14 protein-coding genes are annotated in these 21,942 nt (G+C 46.5%); 5 read left to right on the top strand and 9 right to left on the bottom strand.

From position 1 onward, the window contains the following. Window positions 1-43: 43 nt before the first annotated feature. From ACMXI2_RS09185 to xylA, 6 genes are all read right to left on the bottom strand, one after another. Window positions 44-1,813, bottom strand: coding sequence for a RagB/SusD family nutrient uptake outer membrane protein (locus ACMXI2_RS09185; protein ID WP_483781392.1), 1,770 nt, complete (start codon window positions 1,811-1,813; stop codon window positions 44-46). Between the two features lie 21 nt (window positions 1,814-1,834). Next, the gene (locus tag ACMXI2_RS09180) at window positions 1,835-4,651 is read right to left on the bottom strand and encodes a SusC/RagA family TonB-linked outer membrane protein (RefSeq protein ID WP_483781391.1); all 2,817 of its coding nucleotides are present in this window, start codon (window positions 4,649-4,651) and stop codon (window positions 1,835-1,837) included. A gap of 47 nt (window positions 4,652-4,698) precedes the next feature. Beyond that, window positions 4,699-6,576, bottom strand: coding sequence for a RagB/SusD family nutrient uptake outer membrane protein (locus ACMXI2_RS09175; protein ID WP_483781390.1), 1,878 nt, complete (start codon window positions 6,574-6,576; stop codon window positions 4,699-4,701). A gap of 11 nt (window positions 6,577-6,587) precedes the next feature. Beyond that, window positions 6,588-9,725: a SusC/RagA family TonB-linked outer membrane protein gene (locus ACMXI2_RS09170; RefSeq protein ID WP_483781389.1), complete on the bottom strand. Its 3,138-nt coding sequence runs from the start codon at window positions 9,723-9,725 to the stop codon at window positions 6,588-6,590. Between the two features lie 405 nt (window positions 9,726-10,130). Further along, window positions 10,131-12,107 (bottom strand): family 43 glycosylhydrolase, encoded by a 1,977-nt coding sequence (locus ACMXI2_RS09165; protein ID WP_483781388.1) that lies wholly within the window; start codon window positions 12,105-12,107, stop codon window positions 10,131-10,133. Between the two features lie 178 nt (window positions 12,108-12,285). Then, window positions 12,286-13,614, bottom strand: a complete 1,329-nt coding sequence (gene xylA / locus ACMXI2_RS09160) for a xylose isomerase (RefSeq protein WP_483781387.1) — start codon at window positions 13,612-13,614, stop codon at window positions 12,286-12,288. 138 nt (window positions 13,615-13,752) lie between these two features. On the opposite strand from xylA, the gene ACMXI2_RS09155 reads away from it, so the two are divergent. The 3 genes from ACMXI2_RS09155 to ACMXI2_RS09145 all read left to right on the top strand — a co-directional run bounded on the left by ACMXI2_RS09155 (window position 13,753) and on the right by ACMXI2_RS09145 (window position 16,509). Next, entirely contained in the window at window positions 13,753-14,592 is an 840-nt protein-coding gene (locus ACMXI2_RS09155; RefSeq protein ID WP_483781386.1) for an AraC family transcriptional regulator, read from the top strand. Window positions 14,593-14,715: 123 nt separating this feature from the next. Continuing rightward, a complete protein-coding gene (locus tag ACMXI2_RS09150; protein WP_483781385.1) occupies window positions 14,716-15,117 on the top strand; it encodes a nuclease A inhibitor family protein in 402 nt (133 codons plus the stop codon). 30 nt (window positions 15,118-15,147) lie between these two features. Next, entirely contained in the window at window positions 15,148-16,509 is a 1,362-nt protein-coding gene (locus ACMXI2_RS09145) for a DNA/RNA non-specific endonuclease (RefSeq protein WP_483781384.1), read from the top strand. Between the two features lie 83 nt (window positions 16,510-16,592). Here the strand turns inward: ACMXI2_RS09145 and ACMXI2_RS09140 are convergent, their stop codons facing one another. The 3 genes from ACMXI2_RS09140 to ACMXI2_RS09130 form a co-directional block, all read right to left on the bottom strand. After that, on the bottom strand, window positions 16,593-17,348 hold the full coding sequence (locus tag ACMXI2_RS09140; protein WP_483781383.1) for an SDR family oxidoreductase: 756 nt from the start codon (window positions 17,346-17,348) through the stop codon (window positions 16,593-16,595). 70 nt (window positions 17,349-17,418) lie between these two features. Beyond that, window positions 17,419-17,799, bottom strand: coding sequence for a helix-turn-helix domain-containing protein (locus tag ACMXI2_RS09135; protein WP_079467858.1), 381 nt, complete (start codon window positions 17,797-17,799; stop codon window positions 17,419-17,421). A 95-nt stretch (window positions 17,800-17,894) separates the two neighbouring features. After that, window positions 17,895-19,955: a tetratricopeptide repeat-containing sensor histidine kinase gene (locus ACMXI2_RS09130; protein ID WP_483781382.1), complete on the bottom strand. Its 2,061-nt coding sequence runs from the start codon at window positions 19,953-19,955 to the stop codon at window positions 17,895-17,897. Between the two features lie 119 nt (window positions 19,956-20,074). Between ACMXI2_RS09130 and ACMXI2_RS09125 the strand changes: the two genes are divergently transcribed. Both ACMXI2_RS09125 and ACMXI2_RS09120 read left to right on the top strand, forming a co-directional pair. Further along, window positions 20,075-20,671 carry an RNA polymerase sigma factor gene (locus ACMXI2_RS09125; protein ID WP_483781381.1) on the top strand — a complete coding sequence of 199 codons (597 nt, stop codon included), beginning with the start codon at window positions 20,075-20,077 and terminating at the stop codon, window positions 20,669-20,671. Window positions 20,672-20,759: 88 nt separating this feature from the next. Continuing rightward, on the top strand, window positions 20,760-21,758 hold the full coding sequence (locus ACMXI2_RS09120) for a FecR family protein (protein ID WP_483781380.1): 999 nt from the start codon (window positions 20,760-20,762) through the stop codon (window positions 21,756-21,758). The last annotated feature ends 184 nt before the right edge of the window (window positions 21,759-21,942 follow it).

Raw genomic sequence — 21,942 nt, 5'->3', positions numbered from 1 at the left:
TCAAAAATCAAAGAAAAATTATTTAAGTATCAGGAGCACCCTGTTAGCGCCAGCCTTTGTTCTGTTCCAAAGACCCGAACTTTAGCATCTCCCCATAAGGAATAGGGCCATAGATCATGAACGGCTGGAACTGCCGGCTTTCCACGTTAATAACTGCGTAATTGTTATTACGTATGCTTACTCCTTTGGCAGTTTCGCTGAGATCTGCATTCCAACGGCGAAGATCCCAGAAGCGAAATCCCTCGAAGCACAGTTCTATTCGCCGCTCATTCCTGATCAGCGCTCTCATCTGCTCCTTGCTGCCTTTCATTTCTTCCAGGTAGGCGTCTCCGTTAGTAGTTCCTACACCGGCTCTCTTACGGATAGCTTTGATCACATCGTAAGCGGAGAAGCCAAAGGCGCCGGCGCCTGTTGGGCCCCAGGCTTCATTGGCAGCTTCTGCGTAATTGAGAAAAATTTCGGTATACCGGATATGTGGTTTGTAATGGCGTTGATTGTTGGCTGAATTAGGATTGAGGTTAACATCCTGGCGTAACAACTTGCGCAGGTAGTAGCCGGTCCTGGTAGAAGTTTCTACTTTATTCAGCGCATCATTGGTGGCCCCGTCTGCCGCGGTTGAGATCACTGAATTATTGGGACCAGCGGTGCCGCCGTTAACCAGGATAAACATCCGCAGCCTGGGATCGCGGCCCACATAAGGATTGGCAGGATCATAACCGCTGGCTGCATCCGTAATCGGAAATCCATTTTCCATTGGGAAAGCATCTACCAGGTTCTGTGTTGGATTGATGCGGCCACTGCCAAACAAACTCGGTGGAAAGTTAGCCTGCTCCAGGTCGCGGTTGTCGCCATAGTTATTTCTCCAGAGTATTTCGGAAGGATTTGCCCCATCGGCTAATCCGGCAATTTCGGAAGCATTGGAATACCAGTTAAGGCCATTTGCAGATAAAGCGCTTATCCCGCCTTTCCCGGCAATTACTTCACCGGCATAGTTTGCCGCATCTGCCCAGGTGGTGGTAGTACCACTGCTGAAAGCCGGGCTGGCAGCCAGCAATGCCGCTTTCGACCGGATTGCCTTCGCAATACGGCCGGTGAGAAATCCACGGAAAGCGGAACCAAAGGCACGGTCATATTGTTCCTTTGTTACAGTACCATACTTTGCGGGAATAAGCGAGGCATTGGCAATGTTCTCGTAGTCGGTGGGAAGTAGCTGGTCTGCCTGGGCCAGGTCGCTATAGATCTGCTTTATACAGGCATCAAAATCGCTTCTGGGTTTATTGAAATCGGAATTTGACCCTTGTACTTCAAGATTGATAGGTACACCGAGCATAGCGGCGCTTTCAGACATGCCGGCATGCGCCTGCAACAGGTGATAATAAAACAGGGCACGCAAGCCATGCGCCTCTCCCTTTATCCGCATACCAAACAATTTGCTTACCACCGGATCAGCAGTCCATTTCACGGTGTCAACATCACGCAGCGTGATGTTAAGATATTGAATAGCGGCATAGGCATTGCTCCACTGGTCAAGCGGGTTATTATTGGCGGTCCACTGACCGTTTGCCATTTTCAGGAACGTATTGTTCTGATCATTTGTTACTGCATCGTCTGTAGCTACATCGTTAAACGACCACGAATTTGTGGGGATGCGGTTATACCCGTTGAGCAGCACGCCAAACGGGAGCCCTGCATCATTGGGGTTATAATTTCCCGGATTCAGCTCCAGGTTATTTTCAATTTCCGGTTTCAGCAGATCCTTGCAACTGGTCAGCAAAAGAACGGATACCAGCAGCATGATTGGATATCTTTTCATAAAGTGGAATCTTAATTTAGATTAGAACATAGCTTTTACTCCCAGGTTATATAAGCGGGTTTGAGGCGCACTGCCAATATTCATCTCCATCAATTTACGTTCGGCAGAAAGCGTCAGTAAATTGAAGCCACTCACGTACACACCCATTTCCTTCACAATTTTTTTATTGCCAATCAGATCGCTCATATCATAAGAGATCTGCACTTTAGCCAGGTCGATACGGTTAGCTTTGTACAGCCAGAAATCCGAATTGCGGAAATTGTTGTCGCTGTTGAAAGTGGTCAGACGCGGGTATTTCGCTGACCCGGCTGTTTCTGGTGTCCAGCGGTCTCTTACCACTTCGGAATATTTATCCTCTCCATCTACCCAGAACCAGGAGCTGTTCTTCATTCCGTAGGAACCGAAGCGGCCCTGGCCCAGCGCAAAGAAAGAGAACTGCTTCCATCTCACACTCACGTTTACGCCTAAGGTAAGAGGTGAGCCAAACCAGCCCTCACGGCCCAGGTACACTTCATCGCGTGTATCAATTACTCCATCTCCATTCTGATCTTTATACTTGATATCACCCGGCTTTACCTGGCCGAAAGTTTGGGAGGGAGAATTCTTGATGTCATCTGCATCCTGGAAGAAGCCCTGGTGCTGAAGCCCCCATATTGCATCCAGTGGCTTGCCTTGCCTGTATTGGTAATTGTCTTCATAAACTTCCGCTCGTTTTGTGGCGATCGTTTTATAGTAGGTACCTACCAGCCCGATGGAATAGTTGATGTCGGACAATTTTTTATTCAGGTTGAGATTGAAATCAACACCCATCCGTTTATCGTCATTATAATTTATATAGGGGATGAAAGAAGATACCGGCCAGCCGGTGGTAAAATAAGAAGGAAACAACACGTTGGGCTGGATGATGTTACCGGTGATTTTGTTGAGAAAGAAATTACCATCCAGTTTTACTGATTCATGGAAGAAAGAACCTTCCAGACCGATGCTGATCTCTTCCCTTTTCGGAAAACGCATATCAGGATTCGCGCCCCGCCTGGATTCTGTGGCCTGTACACCGGTACCATCTTTCCAGCCAAACCAGCTTCCCTGGGTAGTATAAACGCCCTGGTATAAATAGTAAGACGTAATATCCAGGTCGGTATGCAGCACCCCGGCGGAAGCCGTCAGGCGAAGATCATCCACTCCCCTTACACCACTCATAAAGGGTTCGTTGCTGAGTCGCCATCCCAGCGACACGGTAGGTGAAAAAGCGGTCCGGTTTCCTTCCGGCAGCTTCGCGCTGTGAATCACGGCGCTGCTGAAATCGATGTAGTATGTGCGGTTGAAGTTGTAGCCCAGCTGCAAACCGAGATTGGCATTGCTGGTGCGGTGGTACATGGCGGATTCAGATTGCTGGAAGCCATTCACCAGCAACACGGCAGAAAGATTATGCTTGTTGTTTATTGTGTTCACATAATTGAACTGACCGCTGGCGGCAATAGTTTGGCGATACCAGCTGTTGCTTACATTCTGTACACCGGAAGTAGCATCCTGCCCGTATTGCGTGAGGCTACTGATCAGATCCACGCCGGAATAGGTATTCCAGGTGGGCGCATACACGGCATAAGTATTGTTGAATGCCAGGTTATAGGAAGTGTTATAGTCAACGGCAAAGGTAGAGCGGAAGGAAAGGCCTTTCAGTAAATTCCTCAGGTCCGCATTCACGCCCGTGTTGAACTGGAACTGCCTGCTGATATAACGGTTGTTTCCACCTGCATAGATGGCAGCAAACGGATTATTCTGGTCCAGTTGTGTTCCACCCAGCAGATATTTTCCATCAATAATATGATTACTGTTCTTCACAAATACGTTGGATGCATCATCAGTTGTTTCGATCATATCCAAAGGAATGAGCGGGGCAAAACGATGCGGGCGCAAAGTGGCCGCACTTTCCCAGTAGTTGGTATTAACGTCCCTGCCGGTATAAAAAATAGCAGTGGCATCTACATTACAGGAAATATATTGATTGAGATTAACATCCACATTACCACGCAAATTGAGGCGATCGGATCTGCCATTGCTCACCGCCTCGCCAAAGTTGAGCAGCGAACCGGAAGTCTGGTAACCAATATTGGTGTAATACCGCGCCTTCTCATTTCCGCCGGAGATCTCTGTTGTTACATCATATCTGCCAAAGGTGTTTTTAAGATATTTGCCGGAGTAATAATCCACATCAGGATACCTGTATGGATTTTTACCTGCGGCATAATTATAAATTGTTTCCGGGCTATATAGTTCGGCCAAACCGTCGTTACGGCGTGCTTCATTGTAAAGCGTCATGTACTCGGCCGATCCCAGGTAATGGGGATAGACTTTAGGAACATTTACGCCGGCATTTGCCCGGATGTCGATCCGCTGATTGCCCGGTTTTCCTCTTTTTGTGGTAATGTACACTACTCCTTTTGCAGCCCTGCTGCCATAAAGGGCTACGGCATTCACTCCTTTGAGAAAAGAGATCTGTTCAATTTCTGTGGGCATTACATTTCCTGCTTCACGGGGTACGCCGTCAATTACAAGCAGATAGCTACCCATGCCCCACATACTATTTCCATTAAAACCATTTACCCAGCCGTCCATATTTTCCAGGCTGGTAGTCATATAGTTTTGCTTCAGTTGTGATGCCACGTCTACCACCGAAACGCCTCCTGGCAAGTCTTTTCTATCCACCTTCCGGAACGCCACCTGTACCTTCCCCTCAGGCATATTGGAGATAGTTTTTGCCGTGGTATCCTGCGCCTGCAAAACCGGCGTCCCGCTCAGCAGCGCCGCAGATACTATTAATGCTTTTATCTGATTCATGAATTTTTGAAATTAACAGTAAACGATACATGTAAGGGTTGCACGTTTCACCAACCCGGATTTTGTGAAAATTCCAGGTACATATTGGCATCTGAATTTTTTAACGGCAGCCAGTAATGTTTCTCAGAATACCTGCGCTCCAGGATTACGGCTTCGCGTAAATTGAGTACCCGGTTGTTCTTTGGGTCTGCGGTACTGAACGATGGCGACCGGTCAAACTCCACAGATTTTTTCAGCGTGTAAGGACTTTGTATCAGCAACATCCATCTTCTCAGGTCATTGAAACGGTGGCCTTCAAAAGACAGCTCCACCGCCCGCTCGCGGCGCACTTCACTCATGAAGCCATCCAGGGAAGCGGTGAAGCTGGCAGCCACGCGGCCAACGCCGGCCCGGTCGCGGATCACATTAATAGCGTCTACTGCTGTTTTAGCATAATTACCGGCTTTGCCGGTGGCGGCGCCGTAGCCCTGCGCAGCTGCTTCTGCATACATGATGTATATATCTGCCAAACGCATATAGGGCAGGTGAATATTAAGCGCCTTGTCGTAAGTCCAGCCATTATCAAACCGGTTAGCAGTTATGGGAATAAACTTATAAAGCAGATAACCGGAGCGACTGCCGCTGCTGATATCGCGGTAAGTTCCGCCTGTATGAAGATTGGCATAACGGTTTCCTTCGTCGGTAGTTGCGCCCTGCACACATTTAACCCCATCGAAAACAATATCATTGTAAAAACGAGGGTCCCTGCCTCTCCACGGGTAGGCCGGGTCATATCCTGACTCCGGGTCTGCCTTTGTAATGTCTTTAATGGGCAGGCCGTTAGCCATGCCGTAATAATCAACATAGTTAGCCGTAGGAACGAAGGTGATGGCTTCTTCTGTGATCAGAGCCGGGCCATATTGTTTGGCGGTACCATAGGTAGAACCATGCGCGCCATAATAAGGACTACGGAAAATAGCTTCTGTACTGCCTGGCATTAACCAGTTCTGACCGGTGCTATAGAAATTAGTATAGTACTTTGAAAATTCTACCAGCTTGTAAGGCGCATCTCCGGACTCGCACAGTTGCAACAACTCGCCAAATGCTTCTGCCGCCTTTTTGCAATACGCTACGTTGTAAGTTTTGCTGCCGCCCGATACATAGTTCATCAACGGACTACCCGCCCACAAATAGTTTTTTCCCAGGTAACCCAGCGCCATGATCTTGGTAATACGCAGCTGGTTTTTCCCCAGCGTTCTTTTGCCTGCGGTAGTATTATCCCAGTTTACAGGCAGCAGGTTTGCCGCTTCTCTGAAATCGGCGGCCGCTTTATCTGCACACTCACTGTATTTGAGACGTGGTAAGGTCAGCTTCTGATCGCCCGGAAGTACCTGATCGATGTAGGGTAACCCACCAAAATACTGGATGAACATAAAATGGAACCATCCCCTGAAAAACAACAACTGCCCTTTAATCAGGTCCTTCTCTTCCTGGGTAGCATCTGTTAGCTTATCAATATTTGCCAGGCCCATGTTGGCTTTCCGGATACCGTACCATCCCAGTTTCCACATCGACTTTGCAAAACGGTCATCATTGGTACTGGTATTATTCCGGTCCATCCAACCAGCCTGCCAGCCGTCGAATTGCGACTGCCAGCCCCAGAAATCACCATTGTCTATTTTTATTATAAAGTGAAAATCACGTGCAGTAGATTGAATTTCATCTTCTCCCCAGTTCCAGGAATTTGTCCAGTAAGCATTGGTAAAATCCGGTATGCAATGATAGAGTTCTTCGGTAAAGCCCTGAAAACTGATAAAGGTTTTAAATGCATTTTCTTCAGACACGATAGATTGTGGTTCCTTATCCAGGAACTTCTTGCAGGAGGCCAGGCCAAGTACCATCACTATCCCGGCAAGTACAAGCAACATCTTTGTATACTTATTCATAAAGGTTATGTTTAGAAAGTAAAATTGGCGCCGAGATTGTAACGCTTCACCGTAGGATAAGCTCCCTGCGATGCCCAGCCGGTACCTGCGAAATTTGATTCACGGTCGTCCGGCATCTTGCTCCATGCCGCCAGGTTATTGCCGTTAAGATATATTCTCAGCGATTCAAGGCCGGCCCTCTTTATAAATCCTTTATCGAGTGTGTAGGCGATTTCAGCGTTCTTTAACCGCAGGTAGGAACCATCATACATGTATTGGGTACCGCGGTAATAACCTGCAGGCGTGGACAGCCATCGTGGCATTGGTACATCTCCGTTGGTATTGTTCTTCGACCAGTAACTGCCTTCGTTGTAAACCGTGTGTCCCTGGGAACCCAAACTGTTGAATACTACCTGCCGGGTTACGTTATTCACGCCATAGAATTGAACAAAAGCACTCAGCCCCTTCCAGTCCACGCCCAAAGTGGCGTTGTAGGTGTTTGTGGGCCAGCCGCTATGACCATAGGGGATGTTATCGCTTGCATCGATCACGCCATCGCCGTTGTAATCAACGATGTAATAGTTGCCAGGCAGCTTCTGATTGTCGTTGGTATTGTGCATGGTACTGCCATAAAGCTCGTCCCAGGTATTGTAATAACCCTGACTAACATAAGAATAAGCCTGGCCAATCTGCATGCCTTCCGATTTCTGATAAGCCGGCAGCAATTCTGGATTGTCGGCTTCGATGATTTTATTTTTGGTATGGGTCATGTTCAGGTCTGACCAAAGCCGGAGCTGTTTTGCGATGGGATAGCTGAAGTGCAGTTCCAGCTCATATCCGCGCGACGTTACGCGGCCAAGATTAGCCACCGGAGGAGTGGTACCATAATAAGACGGAACAGACGACCTGTTGGCAAGCAATATTTTGGAACGTTTATCCTCAAAGAAATCCACCTTACCTTTTATGAAACCTTTGAACAATTCAAAATCGGCTCCCACATTAATTTTCTCCGCCTGTTCCCATTGCACATTCGGATTACCCACGGTAGATTCGCGGTACCAGTTGTACGGACTTTGCTCTGCTCCTTCACCGGTGGTACCCAACCGCGACTGCCCGCCATAAGCCCACTCGGTCAGGTATAGGAAACGGCCCGCCACGTTATCAAAACCCGTTTGTCCGTATGAGGCGCGGAACTTCAACAGGTCCAGAAATTTTACGTTTTCCATGAAGTGCTCATTGGATAAAATCCAGTTCACGCCTCCTGAAGAGAAGAAGGCAAACCGGTAATCAGGTGCAAACTTTTCCGAACCGTTATAAGCGCCATTGTATTCGATCGTGTATTTGTTTTTATAGTTGTAGGTGGCACGGAATACCCAATCTTCGCGGTACGAGGGTATCATGCTGCCACTGGCCGTAACATTGCGGTTCAGCAGTCCCATTGCGGTTATATTATGATCATCCGCAATGGTTTTTGCATAATTTAACTGCAACTGATAAAACAACCTCCGTTGATTATCTGTAACAGCGCCTGCTGCCGGCGCCCACTTGATACCTTCCTGGAAATCGAAATTGGTTACGCCATCGAAAGCACTCTTGTAAAATACATTTCCGGTTGCGGGGTCTATCCATTTACGTTGTACATCATGGTAAAGGTCATTCACTCCCCTGTCGCTTTCAACGAAAGTATTGTCCATTGAAACAGTGGCATTGAATTTCAATCCGTCCACGAGCTTATCCAGGTTCTGTTCTACCGTGAAGTCGGTGGTGATGCGTGTAGTGGTTTGGTATTGAATGCCACCCACTGCGAGGCTCCTTGCCGAGTTTTCTGCGCGTCCTTCATTTGGCGCATAGTAACCCCAGGAGCCATCCGCATACACCGGCAGGAATACATCCGGCGCCGTACTGTAAGCATCGATCCAGGAGCCATATTGGTTACCCGAAAATCCCCACGGACTTTTCCGTACGCCATATGATCCGGAGAGATTTACCTTAAAAAGTGTGGAGGGGGTCAATTGAAAATCCAGGTTGGAGCGGACATTTAACCTGGTAAAACCAAAACCGGGTTTATAGCCACGCTTGTTATCGTATATTCTAAAAAGATCGCCTTCGTGCAGAAAATCCGCACTGGTGAAATATTTTACGAAACGGGTACCCCCGCTGATATTCAGGTTTGCATTTTGTGACGTTGCATAATCCTTGAATAAGGTTTTTGCCCAGTCCACATTAGGATAACGTTCGGCCTCTTCCAGGTTTGCCGGGTTACGGTATTTATCCAAAATAGCCTGCGGGTAATAGTTGTTCCAGCTTTCAGGCTTTAATGCGAGTTCGTACTCTATGGCCTCATTAACAGTACGCAAAGCGTCGTAGGAATCGGCCTTTCCGGGCAATTTGGAAGGCGCTTTCACAACACTGTTCACCGTAGCCCGGATAGAAGCTTTACCCAGCTTACCGCGTTTAGTGGTGATGAGGATAACGCCGTTGGCGCCACGTGAACCAAATACCGCCGTTGCCGAAGCATCTTTTAAAACCGTTACGGTTTCTACAGAGCCGATATCGACACTTGACATTGGTCGTTCCACGCCGTCTACCAATATTAAAGGGTTACTGTTATTCCAGGTACTAAGCCCGCGGATGATTAATTGAGGATCTTCCTCTCCGGGTAAACCGGTACTTTGGGCCGTAATAAGACCGGGTACATTTCCGGTGAGTGCAGCGCCGATATTCGACACGCCACCAGCCCGTTCCAACGTTTTACCATTGGTTTGTGAAACGGCGGCCACAACGCTCTCCTTTTTCTGCCGGCCATAACCTACTATCACTACATCTTCAAGACCAAAAACATTGTCTTTCAGGGTGACAGCAATATTTGATTGGTTACGGATGTTTACTTCCTGCGGTGTTTTTCCTATAAAACTGAAAATAAGCAGGTGTTTATCGGCAGGAACGCGCAGGAGAAACTTACCATCATTACCAGTACTGGTACTGATCTTCGTTTCTTTTATCTGTACTGTTGTGCCGGGAATGGGCGTCTTTTTTTCATCCAGCACTACTCCCTGTACCACCCGTGTATCCTGGGCCTGCAGCAGGGACCAGGGGAGCGTACCTGACAGCATTACTGCTGTCACAACAAGCCATTTCCACGACTTTTGCGAAAGAATCATTTTAAACATGGAATTCAAAATATTTAATGTTAGGGCAATGAGGGGTTCTGACAGCCATTACAGGACTATCACGCCGACATATCCGGCGGAACAATGAGATGTGATAAAAAGCAGGACCCCTAAAGTGATTTATCGGATGCTACCCATTAAGTGATGGAACTGAAAATGATTATAACGGGACGTGGTACCCCGGGGGACTTTCAAATTTCATAAGTAATCATTTAGTGTTAAATTGACAATTTTTCATAACGGTAAAGCTGTCAGTCGATCAGGTGGAGCTGAAACAAAAAACAACAGACGAATCTACAATAACCATGTTTATACGAATGGCACGAATCTCCAAAAGGATGGCAATAATGTCTAAATAAAGCACAGATGCTGGTCAGCAACCAGTACGGTCCTAAATCCGGATTATTATTTCTCCGTTCTTAACAGCCGGATATGCTTAATAAATATCTCCTGTGAGGCGCCTGCCGGGAACCGGATAAAAAGGTCGTGCTGACCGGAAAGATCTTTATTCCGCAAAGGAGCCCGCCCGGAAAGCTGGCCGGGTTTAATCGGAACACCGGCAATTTGCCTGCCGTTCTTCAGGTCGTCTACCAGCACTTTCAGCTCGCCACTTTTAGTAGCAGCAGCCATTATTTCAATTGCTTTGGCTTCCCCGGTGGTACCAAAATCTACTCCCGATATCATCAGCCAACCGCCGTGTGCCGAAAAATTAGTGACTACCCAATCATCGCCTCTCTTTACTTTATGCGTTCCATATTGATTGCTGCTTCCAATGGCAGGCAAGGCGGAAAATCCATCTTTACAAACAAAAAAATCGAAATCAACCGGGCCATCCTCCGCAAACAAACCAATACTTGTACCTACCCAACTGTTAAAATTTGGTTGGGCTTTATCCAAAGGTACTGCACTGACAGGGCCTCCAACGGATGTCCAGTTTTTACCATCCGTACTGAAAAAGCCGCTCAGCTGATGCTCCAACCTTTCCAGTTTAAGCCAAACGTTTTCTCCTTTATTATAAGGTAGCTCCCGCAACGCGGAATCCAACTGAAAAACAATGCGCCCGTGCGCATAGTAAAGGCGGGCATACACACGTTGATTTCCATTGGTAAGGTAAATACCGCCATTCGCTGCCTGTACATCGGCGCCAATATCCACCCGGGTGACCGCTGAATAGAAATGGTCTGTTTCCTTTTGCAGCAGGTGGGTTCTCCCACTGTCAGGAGATAAACGGATCCAACCTTTCCGGTGCGCCAGGGAATATTGTGCTGCTGCGGGTTTTGTCAGAAAATGCCACCAGGCGCCCAGGCTGTCTGTATCAAAATGATCGGTACGTACACTGCGCCAGGGAGTGTTGTCGTTATCCAGTGCCGGCTTTACTACCGGGCCGCTAACCGGTGGCGCGCCCCAGGGACGGTCGCCCTCCCATAGTACCTGGTATAAAGAAGTTTGTCGTCCCATACCAGACCAATCATCCTGATCTTTTTTCTGATAACTCTGCCCGATCGTCCACCAGGTACCATCCGCCAGTTGTAGGGGCGCTGAAATATGATTGGGACGGGCGAAAGTATTGTTTGGGTCAGGGCTTGGTTTGAAAAAATCGCCCAACCGCTCCCACTTAGTGGAATCAGCCGTGAGGGCTGTTGCGCGCAAAACATACTGACCACCGGATACATCGCCGGCCGGGAAGTAATAGTAATACCCATTACGTTTACACATTACCGGGCCTTCCGCCCAGCTGTATTGCAGGTTCGCATTCATCCAATCCAGGTTGATCACGGAATCCGTGAGTTGGCCATCCCGGCCAAGCGCCTGCAAGCGGTTCACTTTCTGGCCGTTTTTAATGACCATGTATGGCTTTCCGTCGTCATCTACAAAAATGGAATTATCATAGCCGAGCGGGCCTGTCTGAGCATTATCCTTCACCCGCACCGGGGCTGTCCACGGCCCCTGTGGCGTTGATGCCCTGGAAAACCATTGTCCGCCGGAGGAAAAATAGATCCAATAAGAGCCGTAAAAATACGTGATGGCTCCCTGCCATATGCCGGCGCCGGGGCGATCTGCCACCATACCAGTATTGGCCGGCGGCAATACACGGCTGATCACTTTCCAATGTACCAGGTCTTTGGAATGATAGATGGGCAGGTAGGGATTGAAATGAAAAGAAGAGCCACAATGATAGAAGTCTGTTCCCACCTTCAGCAGGGTTGGATCGGGATGATCTCCTGGCAACACGGGATTGATATAGGTATTCACTGCCGAATAAAAATGTGTGGAATCTGTTTCAGCGGGCGGCTTCCTGCCAGGGCCTCTTTGTTGGGCCAGCCCGTTTTGTATCGTCAGGCTAGAAAATAAAAAGACAAGAACAATAGATTTTAGTACCATTTGGCAAACGTGGTTTTTTGTAGCGGTAAGATAATTCCGCACTCCTCCAACCGGCAGGTACAAATGTTGAAATGAAGGGTAAAAATGTTTTATCCGGTAGTCCGTCATCCATTTCGTGCAAAAAAAATCCGCCGGTTAAGTACCGGCGGAGTCAGGAATGTTTTTTTATAAAAGAACTTTACAGGTAATTATTGATGACATTTTCCAGGTACTCCTGTCTGCCGCTTCTTACCGCCGGTTCTCCCTGGGCGATAGCAAAGGCGCGCAGTTCTTCCAGGCCAGCCTTTCCTGATTCAAAGGCTTTTGCAGTATCCACATTGAAAGAGGCATAACGTTCCTGGCGGATTTTGCGGTAGTCGCTTTTCTCCAGGATTTCATCGGCTGTGATCAGGGCGCGGGCAAAGCTGTCCACACCACCGATATGAGCGTAGAAAATATCCGCAGGATCGGTAGAGTTTCTCCTGATCTTCGCATCGAAGTTGATGCCGCCACCTTTAAAGCCGCCGCCTTCGAGGATGATCAGCATGGCTTCTGTAAGCTCGTTGAGGTTGGTGGGGAACTGGTCGGTATCCCATCCATTCTGGTAATCGCCCCTGTTGGCGTCCATACTTCCGAGCAAACCGGCGTCTATAGCTACCTGCAGTTCATGCTGGAAAGTATGGCCGGCCAGTGTTGCGTGGTTTACTTCGAGATTGAGCTTAAAATCGTTCAGCAGGTCGTACTGACGAAGGAACCCGATCACCGTTTCTGCATCATAATCATATTGATGTTTGGTAGGCTCACAGGGCTTGGGTTCAATAAAGAAGGTACCGGTAAAGCCATTTTTGCGGGCATAATCTCTTGATGCCTGCAGGAACCTGGCCAGGTGTTCCTTTTCCCGCTTCATATCTGTATTTAACAGGCTCATATATCCTTCACGGCCGCCCCAGAAAACATAGTTCTCTCCACCGAGTGCGATCGTAGCATCGAGCGCAGCTTTTACCTGGGCTGCAGCATGACTCAGTACATGGAAATCGGGATTGGTGGCCGCACCATTCATATAACGGCGGTGACTGAACAGGTTGGCGGTACCCCATAATAACTTAACACCACTCTCCTCCTGCTTTTGCTTCAGGTACTGCGTAAGCGTTTGCAGGCGCTTTTCATTTTCCGCGATGTCGTTTGTGTAGTCAACCACATCTACATCATGGAAGCAATAGTAAGGAAGATTGAGTTTGGTAATCAGTTCAAAAGCGGCATCCGCTTTGTCCTTTGCGCGGGCAACGGGATCTGCGTTCTTATCCCATTCAAAAATATGCGTTGCTTCACCAAAGGGATCGGCGCCGGTTCCGTTAAAGGAGTGCCAGTAAGCGACAGCGAAGCGTAACCACTCTTTCATCGGTTTGCCGGCCACTACTTTATTCTCATCATACCAGCGGTAAGCCAAAGGATTATCGGTACGTGGTCCTTCAAATTGAATGGCAGGAATGCCTGCAAAAAATTCTTTCTTTCCTGTAATTATTTTCATATCCGTGTTTTAATAACGCAAATATGACGGGAATTTAAAAGGCTGGCAACCGTTATTTTTGAAAGAAAATATGCTATCTTATCAATAATTTGATAAATTTATCCATTTATATGATAAGATGGATTATCTTAAGTCTGCATGAAAACGATTCTTCAGAAAATCACCAACGATTCAAGTCAGAGCTTTGCCTGCCGTATTTATGAAACGCCGCAGTTTGAAACCAACTGGCATAAGCATCCTGAATACGAATTGATCCTGATATTAAAAGGGCATGGGACCGCCATGATCGGCGACTATGTAAGCGACTACACGGTGAACGATGTATTCTTTATGGCTGGTAATCTTCCGCATTGGTTCAGAAAAAGTCATCCCAAAATGAAGGGCGCCGCCCTGGTGATACATTTCACCAGGGATTGCTGGGGAGACGGATTGCTGCAAATGGCAGAAATGAAAACCATACAATCCCTGTTGCAAAAGAACAACGGTATACAACTGGAACACGCCCTGAAAAAGGAAGTATCGGAAAGCATGCAGCAGATACACCACGAAAAAGGGTTTGACAAACTGATACTTTTACTGCAATGCCTGCATAGAATAGGTCATTCAACCCAATATAAAATACTGACAGAAGATTTCACCGATACGGGCAATGTGCTCAACCCCGTCATCGAGAAAATTATTGACTTCTCTTTTAAATACTATCTCGAAAAAGTGACGCTTGAGGAAGTGGCAGCTATTGCTAATATGAGCGTGCCCAACTTTTGCCGGTTCTTCAAGAAAAATATCAAAAAAACATACTTCGATTTCCTGAGAGATTTGCGTATCAGCCATGCCTGCAAACTGCTTACTGCCACTACGCAGCCGATCCTGGATATCTGTTATGAAAGTGGCTATAAAAGCTGGGCGCATTTCAGTAAACAATTCAAAGAAGTAAAACAGCAAACGCCGAGCGAGTACCGGAGAACGTATTTGTACTGAGTTTACGAACAGCTTAACACTTTATTGCTGAGTCCCTTTACCATCACGGCATACCTTTATTAACGTATTATTATCATTGCCCTCATGATAAAAATATGCGGAGATAATTTCTAATTTCATTTTATGGAAAACATTGCTTTGTTAAAACAGTTAACCGATAAAACAGCCGGCATTTTATACTTTAGTGAATCGGAGTATCCGCTAACCATTGAGCAATGGGGCGTTTTACCACCCGCTGAAGTACATGGTAAAATAGCCGCATTGCATCATGTTTCACCGGATGTTTTGAAGACTGTGGAAGAAGAAGTATTTTTTAACCATATCACCACCGCCGCTGATCCAAATGACGCACCGATTGTTGCCAACGCACAAAAGTTTAAAGCGCTCCGGCAATTCCTCCGGGAAAACCTTACGAATATCCAGGTAACCCGTGTAGAAGCAGGAGCCAGCATTCCTGTTTATATCACCGGACACCAGGCAGACGGTACCTGCATAGCATTGATCACAACAGCGATAGAATCCTAAGCAATCCGATAATCCATAAAAACCTGCATTATGAAACCCTTCATCAGGCATATCCTTGTTATATGCTTTGGCGGTGTATTGTTCGCTTCCTGTAAAAAAGAAGCAGCTATTCAACCCCGGGAAACTCTCCCTTCACAACGTAAGGCGACCACAGAGCTGACTACCCTGTTGACAGAAAATTTTGAATCCGGCAGTAAAACGGCCTATGCAAGTGGTACTGTAAACCTGTCCAGCGGCTCCTGGACACTGGAGGATGCCTTGATTGGCAGCCTGTCGGCCGATCTGAAAAATGGCGCCAAATCAGTACGGATCAGGAACACCGGCACATTGACGACCAACTTTAATATCGCCGGCGGAGCAGGTACTGTTACCCTTACGGTTCATCATGGCAGCTATGGGTCGGATAGTAACAGCGACTGGCAGTTATGGATCTCCGGTGATAACGGCGGAACCTGGCAGCAACAGGGCAGCAACGTTACTACTTCCGGCAGCCTGCAGACAGCTACCTTTACTTTTAGCACAGGCGCCAGTCTGCGGATCAGCATCCGGAAAGTATCCGGTGGCTCAAACAGGATTAACATTGATGATATTTCCATTACTACCGGCGATGGCGGCAGCAATCCGCCTCCCGCAGCAGGTGACAACGACAATATGTTACTGGGCAACCCCAGCAACGCGCTGGCAGATATCTCTTCAGAAAATAATTACCTGATGGTAAAAACTTACTATGCGCTATCATATAGCCGTAACCGTGGTACTCCCAATTGGGTAAGCTGGCACATACAATCATCCGATCTGGGCTCCGTTTCCCGCAGCAATGATTTCAGGGCAGACAACACGTTGCCTGCCGGATGGTACCAGGTACAAAACAGCAGCTACAGCGGCTCAGGATTTGACCGTGGCCACAACTGCCCTTCCGGTGACAGAACATCCACCACCGAAGCCAATTCAGCCACCTTCCTCATGACGAATATGATGCCGCAGGCGCCTAATAACAACCAGCAGACGTGGGCTAACCTGGAGAACTATACCCGCAGCCTTGTTAATGCCGGCAATGAGGTATACGTGATCGATGGTAATTATGGCCAGGGCGGCACCGGCTCCCTGGGCGGTGTTACCAATACCATCAACAACGGGAATGTAACAGTTCCGGCCAATATCTGGAAAGTTGTAGTGGTACTGCCGGCAGGCAACAATGACCTGAGCAGGATTAACGGATCAACCCGGGTGATTGCGGTGAATACGCCCAACACCAACAGCATTAACTCCAACTGGACACAGTACAGGACAACCGTACGTGATATTGAAAATGCTACGGGTTATAACCTGTTATCAAGTCTGCGCGTAAGTTTACAGGATAGCCTGGAAACGAAGACGGATAACCAGCAATAAAAATAACAGCCATCCATTCCCTCACATAAAAAGGGCAATAGAAGGCTCAACCTCCTATTGCCCTCAACCCCTTGCCTGCTCTATTAACGTGTCGTATATCCACCGTTGGCAAAAATGGTTTGCCCGGTAATCCACCAACCATCTGTAACCAGGAACTCAACCAGGGGAGCGATATCTTTGATATCCGTAAGTCCACCCAATGCGGAAGCCGCTTTATGATAAGCCACGGCCTCTGCATTTTCCTGCCCGTAAAAAAACGGCGTATCCATTGGTCCGGGTGCTACAGCCGATACCGAAATACCGCGAACACCAAACTCTTTGGATCCGGCACGGGTAAAGTCTTCTACCGGCGCCTTCATTCCGGCGTAAGTAGAATAGTACCCGGTAAATGCCGCCAGCAGAGAGGTAACGATGGTACATATCTTACCATTGTCATTCAATTTTTTTCCCGCTTCCTGAATAAAGAAATATGCTACTTTGGAGTTAATGTCCGCCATGCTGTCGTACTCCGCTTCAGTAGTGTCTACATAAGGTTTCTTCAAAACCTTACCAACGGTGTTGATAGCGATATCTATTCCGCCAAATTTATCAATGGCTTGATCAAAGAATTTAACAATGTTATTTACATCAGTGAGGTCAGCCTGAAACAGGAACGCTTCAGCTCCTAAAGCGGCTACATCAGCCAGTGTTTTTTCTGCATCAGCTTTTGTAGCCGCGCTGTTGTAGTGAATTGCCAGTTTTGCTCCTTTCGCTGCAAAATTACGGCTTAATAGTCCTCCCAGGTTCTTCGCGCCACCGGCGATTAAAACCACTTTTCCTTTTAAATCGTTTCTTGCCATATTAATTGTTTTAATTATGGTAAAGGTCTATATGTTAAACAGGTTTATCGTGGTGAACTTTTCGGAAGTTTCAACCTGGCAGATTATTTTTCCGCCATTGATCCGGTGTCAACCGTACATATTTTTTGAAGAATTTTGAAAAATTGGAAGGGTCGTAAGTCAGGGTCATAGCGATATGTGCAATAGAAGCGTCTGTTTCCTGCAAAAGTTGTTTAGCCTTTTCTATAATTTTCTGATCATAGAAATGACAGGGATGAGCGCCCATTGTTTGCTTGATGGTATCCGTCAGGTGCTTGTGCGAAACGCATAATTCGGAAGCAATTTCATTTAGCTCCATCATTTCTGTAACTCTCCCCTGCACCAGGTCATCAATGTGCTTGTCTAAAAACACAAAGTACTGACTGGTTATTTCCTCACTCCTTTTTATCCGCTTATTACCAGTATCAGCCATTATTACTTTTTTACAAATTTAGTATCTAAAGATTATAAATCCATACCTGGCTGGTTAAAACGCTAACGCCCGGCAATTAACGCTGTAGGTCTTTTTTATCTCCTTTTCGGTAGCTCCACATAAAAAGTCGTGCCCGCGCCGGCATTACTTTCAAACCAGATCTTACCTTCATGCGCCTCTACAATCTGCCGGGAAATAGCCAACCCTAAACCAAAAGACTGCTCTCCTGAAGTTCCCGGCCTCTTGGCGTCTGTAAACATACTGAAAACCTGGTTCCTTAAATTCTCAGGTATTCCTATGCCATGATCCGCTACGCTGATCAGAACAGTATCCTGCCGGTCAAGCAATGCTACATTGATGACAGATCCTTCGGGACTGAATTTCATCGCATTCACAATTACATTGCTGATCACCCTCCAGATCTTTTCCCGGTTTATATTGATCACCATTTCCTCTGTATGTAACGTGATCATTTGGTGCTTCTCACTTGATTTGAACTTTAACAGGTCAACACAATAACGAAGCAGGGTATGTATTTCAACAGGCTCTTTCTTTAATCCTTTTGCGGTGATGTTCATATGCAGCAGGTCGGCTATCATATCCAGGGAATGAAGACTGGACGTTTTCATCAGCCCAAGCATTTCTCTCTCTTCAGGCGGCAGCTGCTCATTTTCAAGCAGGAAGGTGGCAATGCTGACTGCCGCTGCTATTGGATTTCTCAGGTCGTGCGCAACGATCTTCATGATGCGGGTATTCTCCTGCTGACTTTGTTCCAGGGAATCAAGCGCCAATTGTAATTGTTCATTTTTCTGGGCCAGTTTATTGTTGAGCTCTTTAGAACGTCTCAGGCTATACCATACTCCCCCGAGGATAGTAACCACCATGAGAGAAAAAACCACAAAACCGGTCAGATAACCTGTTTTCAGCTCATTGTCTTTTTTTAACAAGGCCAGTTTATATTGCTGCTCTGTATCTTTGAAGATAGCATCCATGTCAGTGTCCCTTAACCCGGCACTGACCTTGTTAACAGAATCCTGGGCCCTTTGAAATTTCTTTATAAATGGATAGGCCAGCTGGTACTGGCCGGTTTTGTCAAAATAATTCCATTTTACTTTGTACCATCTCTGGCGAATATTTTCATATGTCGGGTTATTCCCCTCTTTACCCAGGTATGTTTCCAGCTGATCCAACTGGTCTTTCGCATCTTTGAACCGGGCAGACCTCACATAGAGATCTGCCAGCTTCAGCTTTGCCGTTTGGGCGTCCTGAAAATCATGATTTGGACTACTATTGATGATGATGCTTTCCTTCAAATAGTGCTCCGCTTCCTTGTCCTGATGCTGTTTGGCATAGGCGCCGCCAAGATTACCATAGATCACCCCACGGGCTGTTTCAATAAAATTCTTTTTCTCAGGATATTTATGGGCATTCTGGTCAATAAATGCCAGCCCTTTTTGGTAATAATAAATCGCACTATCAGGCATATCCGCCAGTTCATAAGCCAGTGCAATGGCGGTTAATGTGCTTTGCCGGAATGAGAAATACGTATTGAATCTGTCATTGGTCTTACAGGTCGCATTTTCATTAAGCGCCTGCTTCAGATAAGGAATCGCTTTCAAATACTGTCCCTGGCTATACCTGACCAGGCCCAGCTTACCGGTAAACTCAAAAGAACTACAGCTGTCCAGTTGCCGGTGGGCGAAAGTTCTCCCATCATAATAGTACTTAAAAGCCTCCGCATACCGTCTTTCTGCTAACAAAACATGTCCTTTGGCGAAAAGCGTATTGGCATATTCGGTCTTATATTTTTGCGCTTTGCCCTTTAAGATAAAAATCATGCTATCCGCATTTAACCGGGCTTTTTCCAGGTTAAAATCATAGTTCAGGTAGAAATTGACCTTATGGTTATATTTCTCCCACTGATCAATTGGGCCCGGGGAATGGATTTGCTGAAAAGCGGAATCGAGGTAGTGGATGGACTCCTGGATCTTACCCACGTTTAACAGGTCATTTGTGCTGTCAAGGATGGCGTCCACCAGTTCGGGATGATCCGGGATTTCCCGGGCAGGCTCCTCCCTGCAGGAACTGAGCCAGCAGGTTGTCAGAACCAACACTTGCAGCAACAGGGAATAACAACCGGTGGTTTTTGCGGACATGGGATGAATTAAAAGGTGATGCCTGCTACAATTTAACAAATTGGCGGGAAATAAGATCACCGCCGGGAAATGAACCCTTTATACCCTGAAAATTTATGGTTAATATGTTAACTTTGTGTATGCAAAACAGAGAATTAGGGGAGGATAAATCGCTGTTATTAAAAGTAGCCGGTGGTGATCAGCAAGCATTTCGCCTAATTTTCGATGCCTATAGAAACCGGGTGTTTACTTATGCCTTCAGGTACCTGAAATCAAAGGAGCTTTCTGAAGAAATTGTACAGGAAGTATTTGTAAAGATCTGGGTAAAAAGAGAAGGTTTAACCGAAATAGGCAATTTTGGGGGATTTATCAGGACCGTTACCAATAATCTCACCTTAGACGCCCTGAGAAAACGGGCGCTGGATTACAAAACCATCAATGAGGGTAAACATAAATGGTCTGACCAGGACAATGCCACCGAAGAGGATATCATGCTCAAAGACTCCCGGGCTTATATGGCGATGGCAATAGATCAGCTGCCCAAACAGCAGAAACTCGTTTATCAGATGTGCTACCTGGAAGGACTAAAACAAAAAGATGTAGCAAAAAAACTTAATATTTCCCCTTTAACCGTAAAGGTACATCTCAGGGAAGCCGTAAAAACATTAAAAGCACATCTTAAGGATGGTAATTCCCTGCCCCTGATCTCGTTGGTGCTGCTCGGGATATGCAAATAATTATTTTTTCTCTCTCCCTACTCCTTTTTCAATTTTGGTTCGTCAGATATTATAAAGGGCTTTGAACAACCTGTTCAACAAGAGTTTTATGCAAAAAGAGCGAATCGAATATTTGATTAAGAAATATGCCGGCAACAACATTACCAGTGCTGAAGAGGCAGAACTTATGCAATTCATAGGGCACAAGGACAATGATCTTGATGAAATAAAGGATTTAATGGAGAAAACCTGGGATGACGGCACTGAGCTATTAGTGTTGGATGATCAGGCGGCCAACCGGATTTTTGAGCAGGTAGTAAAGTCAAACCAGCCATCCCGGATGCGATGGCTCCGGCCCTGGATGGGCTGGGCGGCAGCATTTATCCTGCTCTGTTTCGGAACCACTTTCTTTTATCCAAAGTATTCCGGCCAACAAAACACGGCTGATCGTTTCCCCGTGGTAAATGCCATTGCCAGATCAGAACATAAAAAGATTATACTACCAGACGGAAGCACTGTAATACTGAACAACAATAGTACACTGGAATATCCTGAAAAATTTACCGGCGCCACCAGGACGGTGACGCTGAAAGGCGAAGGCTACTTTGATATTCTGCACAATCCGGCCAGCCCGTTTATTGTACAATCAGGAAAATTAAAAACAACCGTATTAGGAACCGCCTTTAACATAAAAGCGCTGAATAACGACGATGAGATTATTGTAACAGTTACCAGGGGCAAGGTCAGCGTAGCCGACGAGCATAAAGTATTGGGTATCCTTGAACCCAATGAACAGATGGTTTTTCATGCCGGTGATAAAAAACCTGACCTGGTTAAAGTGCAGGCGAAAGAAATAGTGCAATGGCAGCAAAACGACCTGTTTTTTGAGAATATTACGATGGAAGAGGCAGCCGCCATACTTTCTCAAAGGTTTAATATTAAGATCAGCTTTTTAAATGACCAGGGAAAGAACTGCCGCTTTACAGCTACCTTCTTAAAAGGAGAAAGTCTTGATGAAATCATTAAAGTCATTACTTCCTTTAATGATGCAGAATATAAAACCTTGCCAGGAGAAATTATCATCTCCGGAAAAAATTGCAATAATTAACAATCAACAACCAACCAATTCACTAATCAACCAATTATCAGGCTGCGAGTCAGCAATTAATCATTATTAACCAAAAGATGAGGAAAGAATTATATCACCTGCGCATTTGATAGAAACTCCCTGTCGCTAAACAGGGAGCTGTAATTGTTTTGCTTCAACGCTAATTGGAGCAAATCGTTAAACA

The organism is Chitinophaga sp. G7 BAM 1005, from assembly GCF_057126945.1.
Note: the sequence above shows the minus strand (reverse complement) of the source record. Positions and strands in the feature narration are given on the sequence as shown.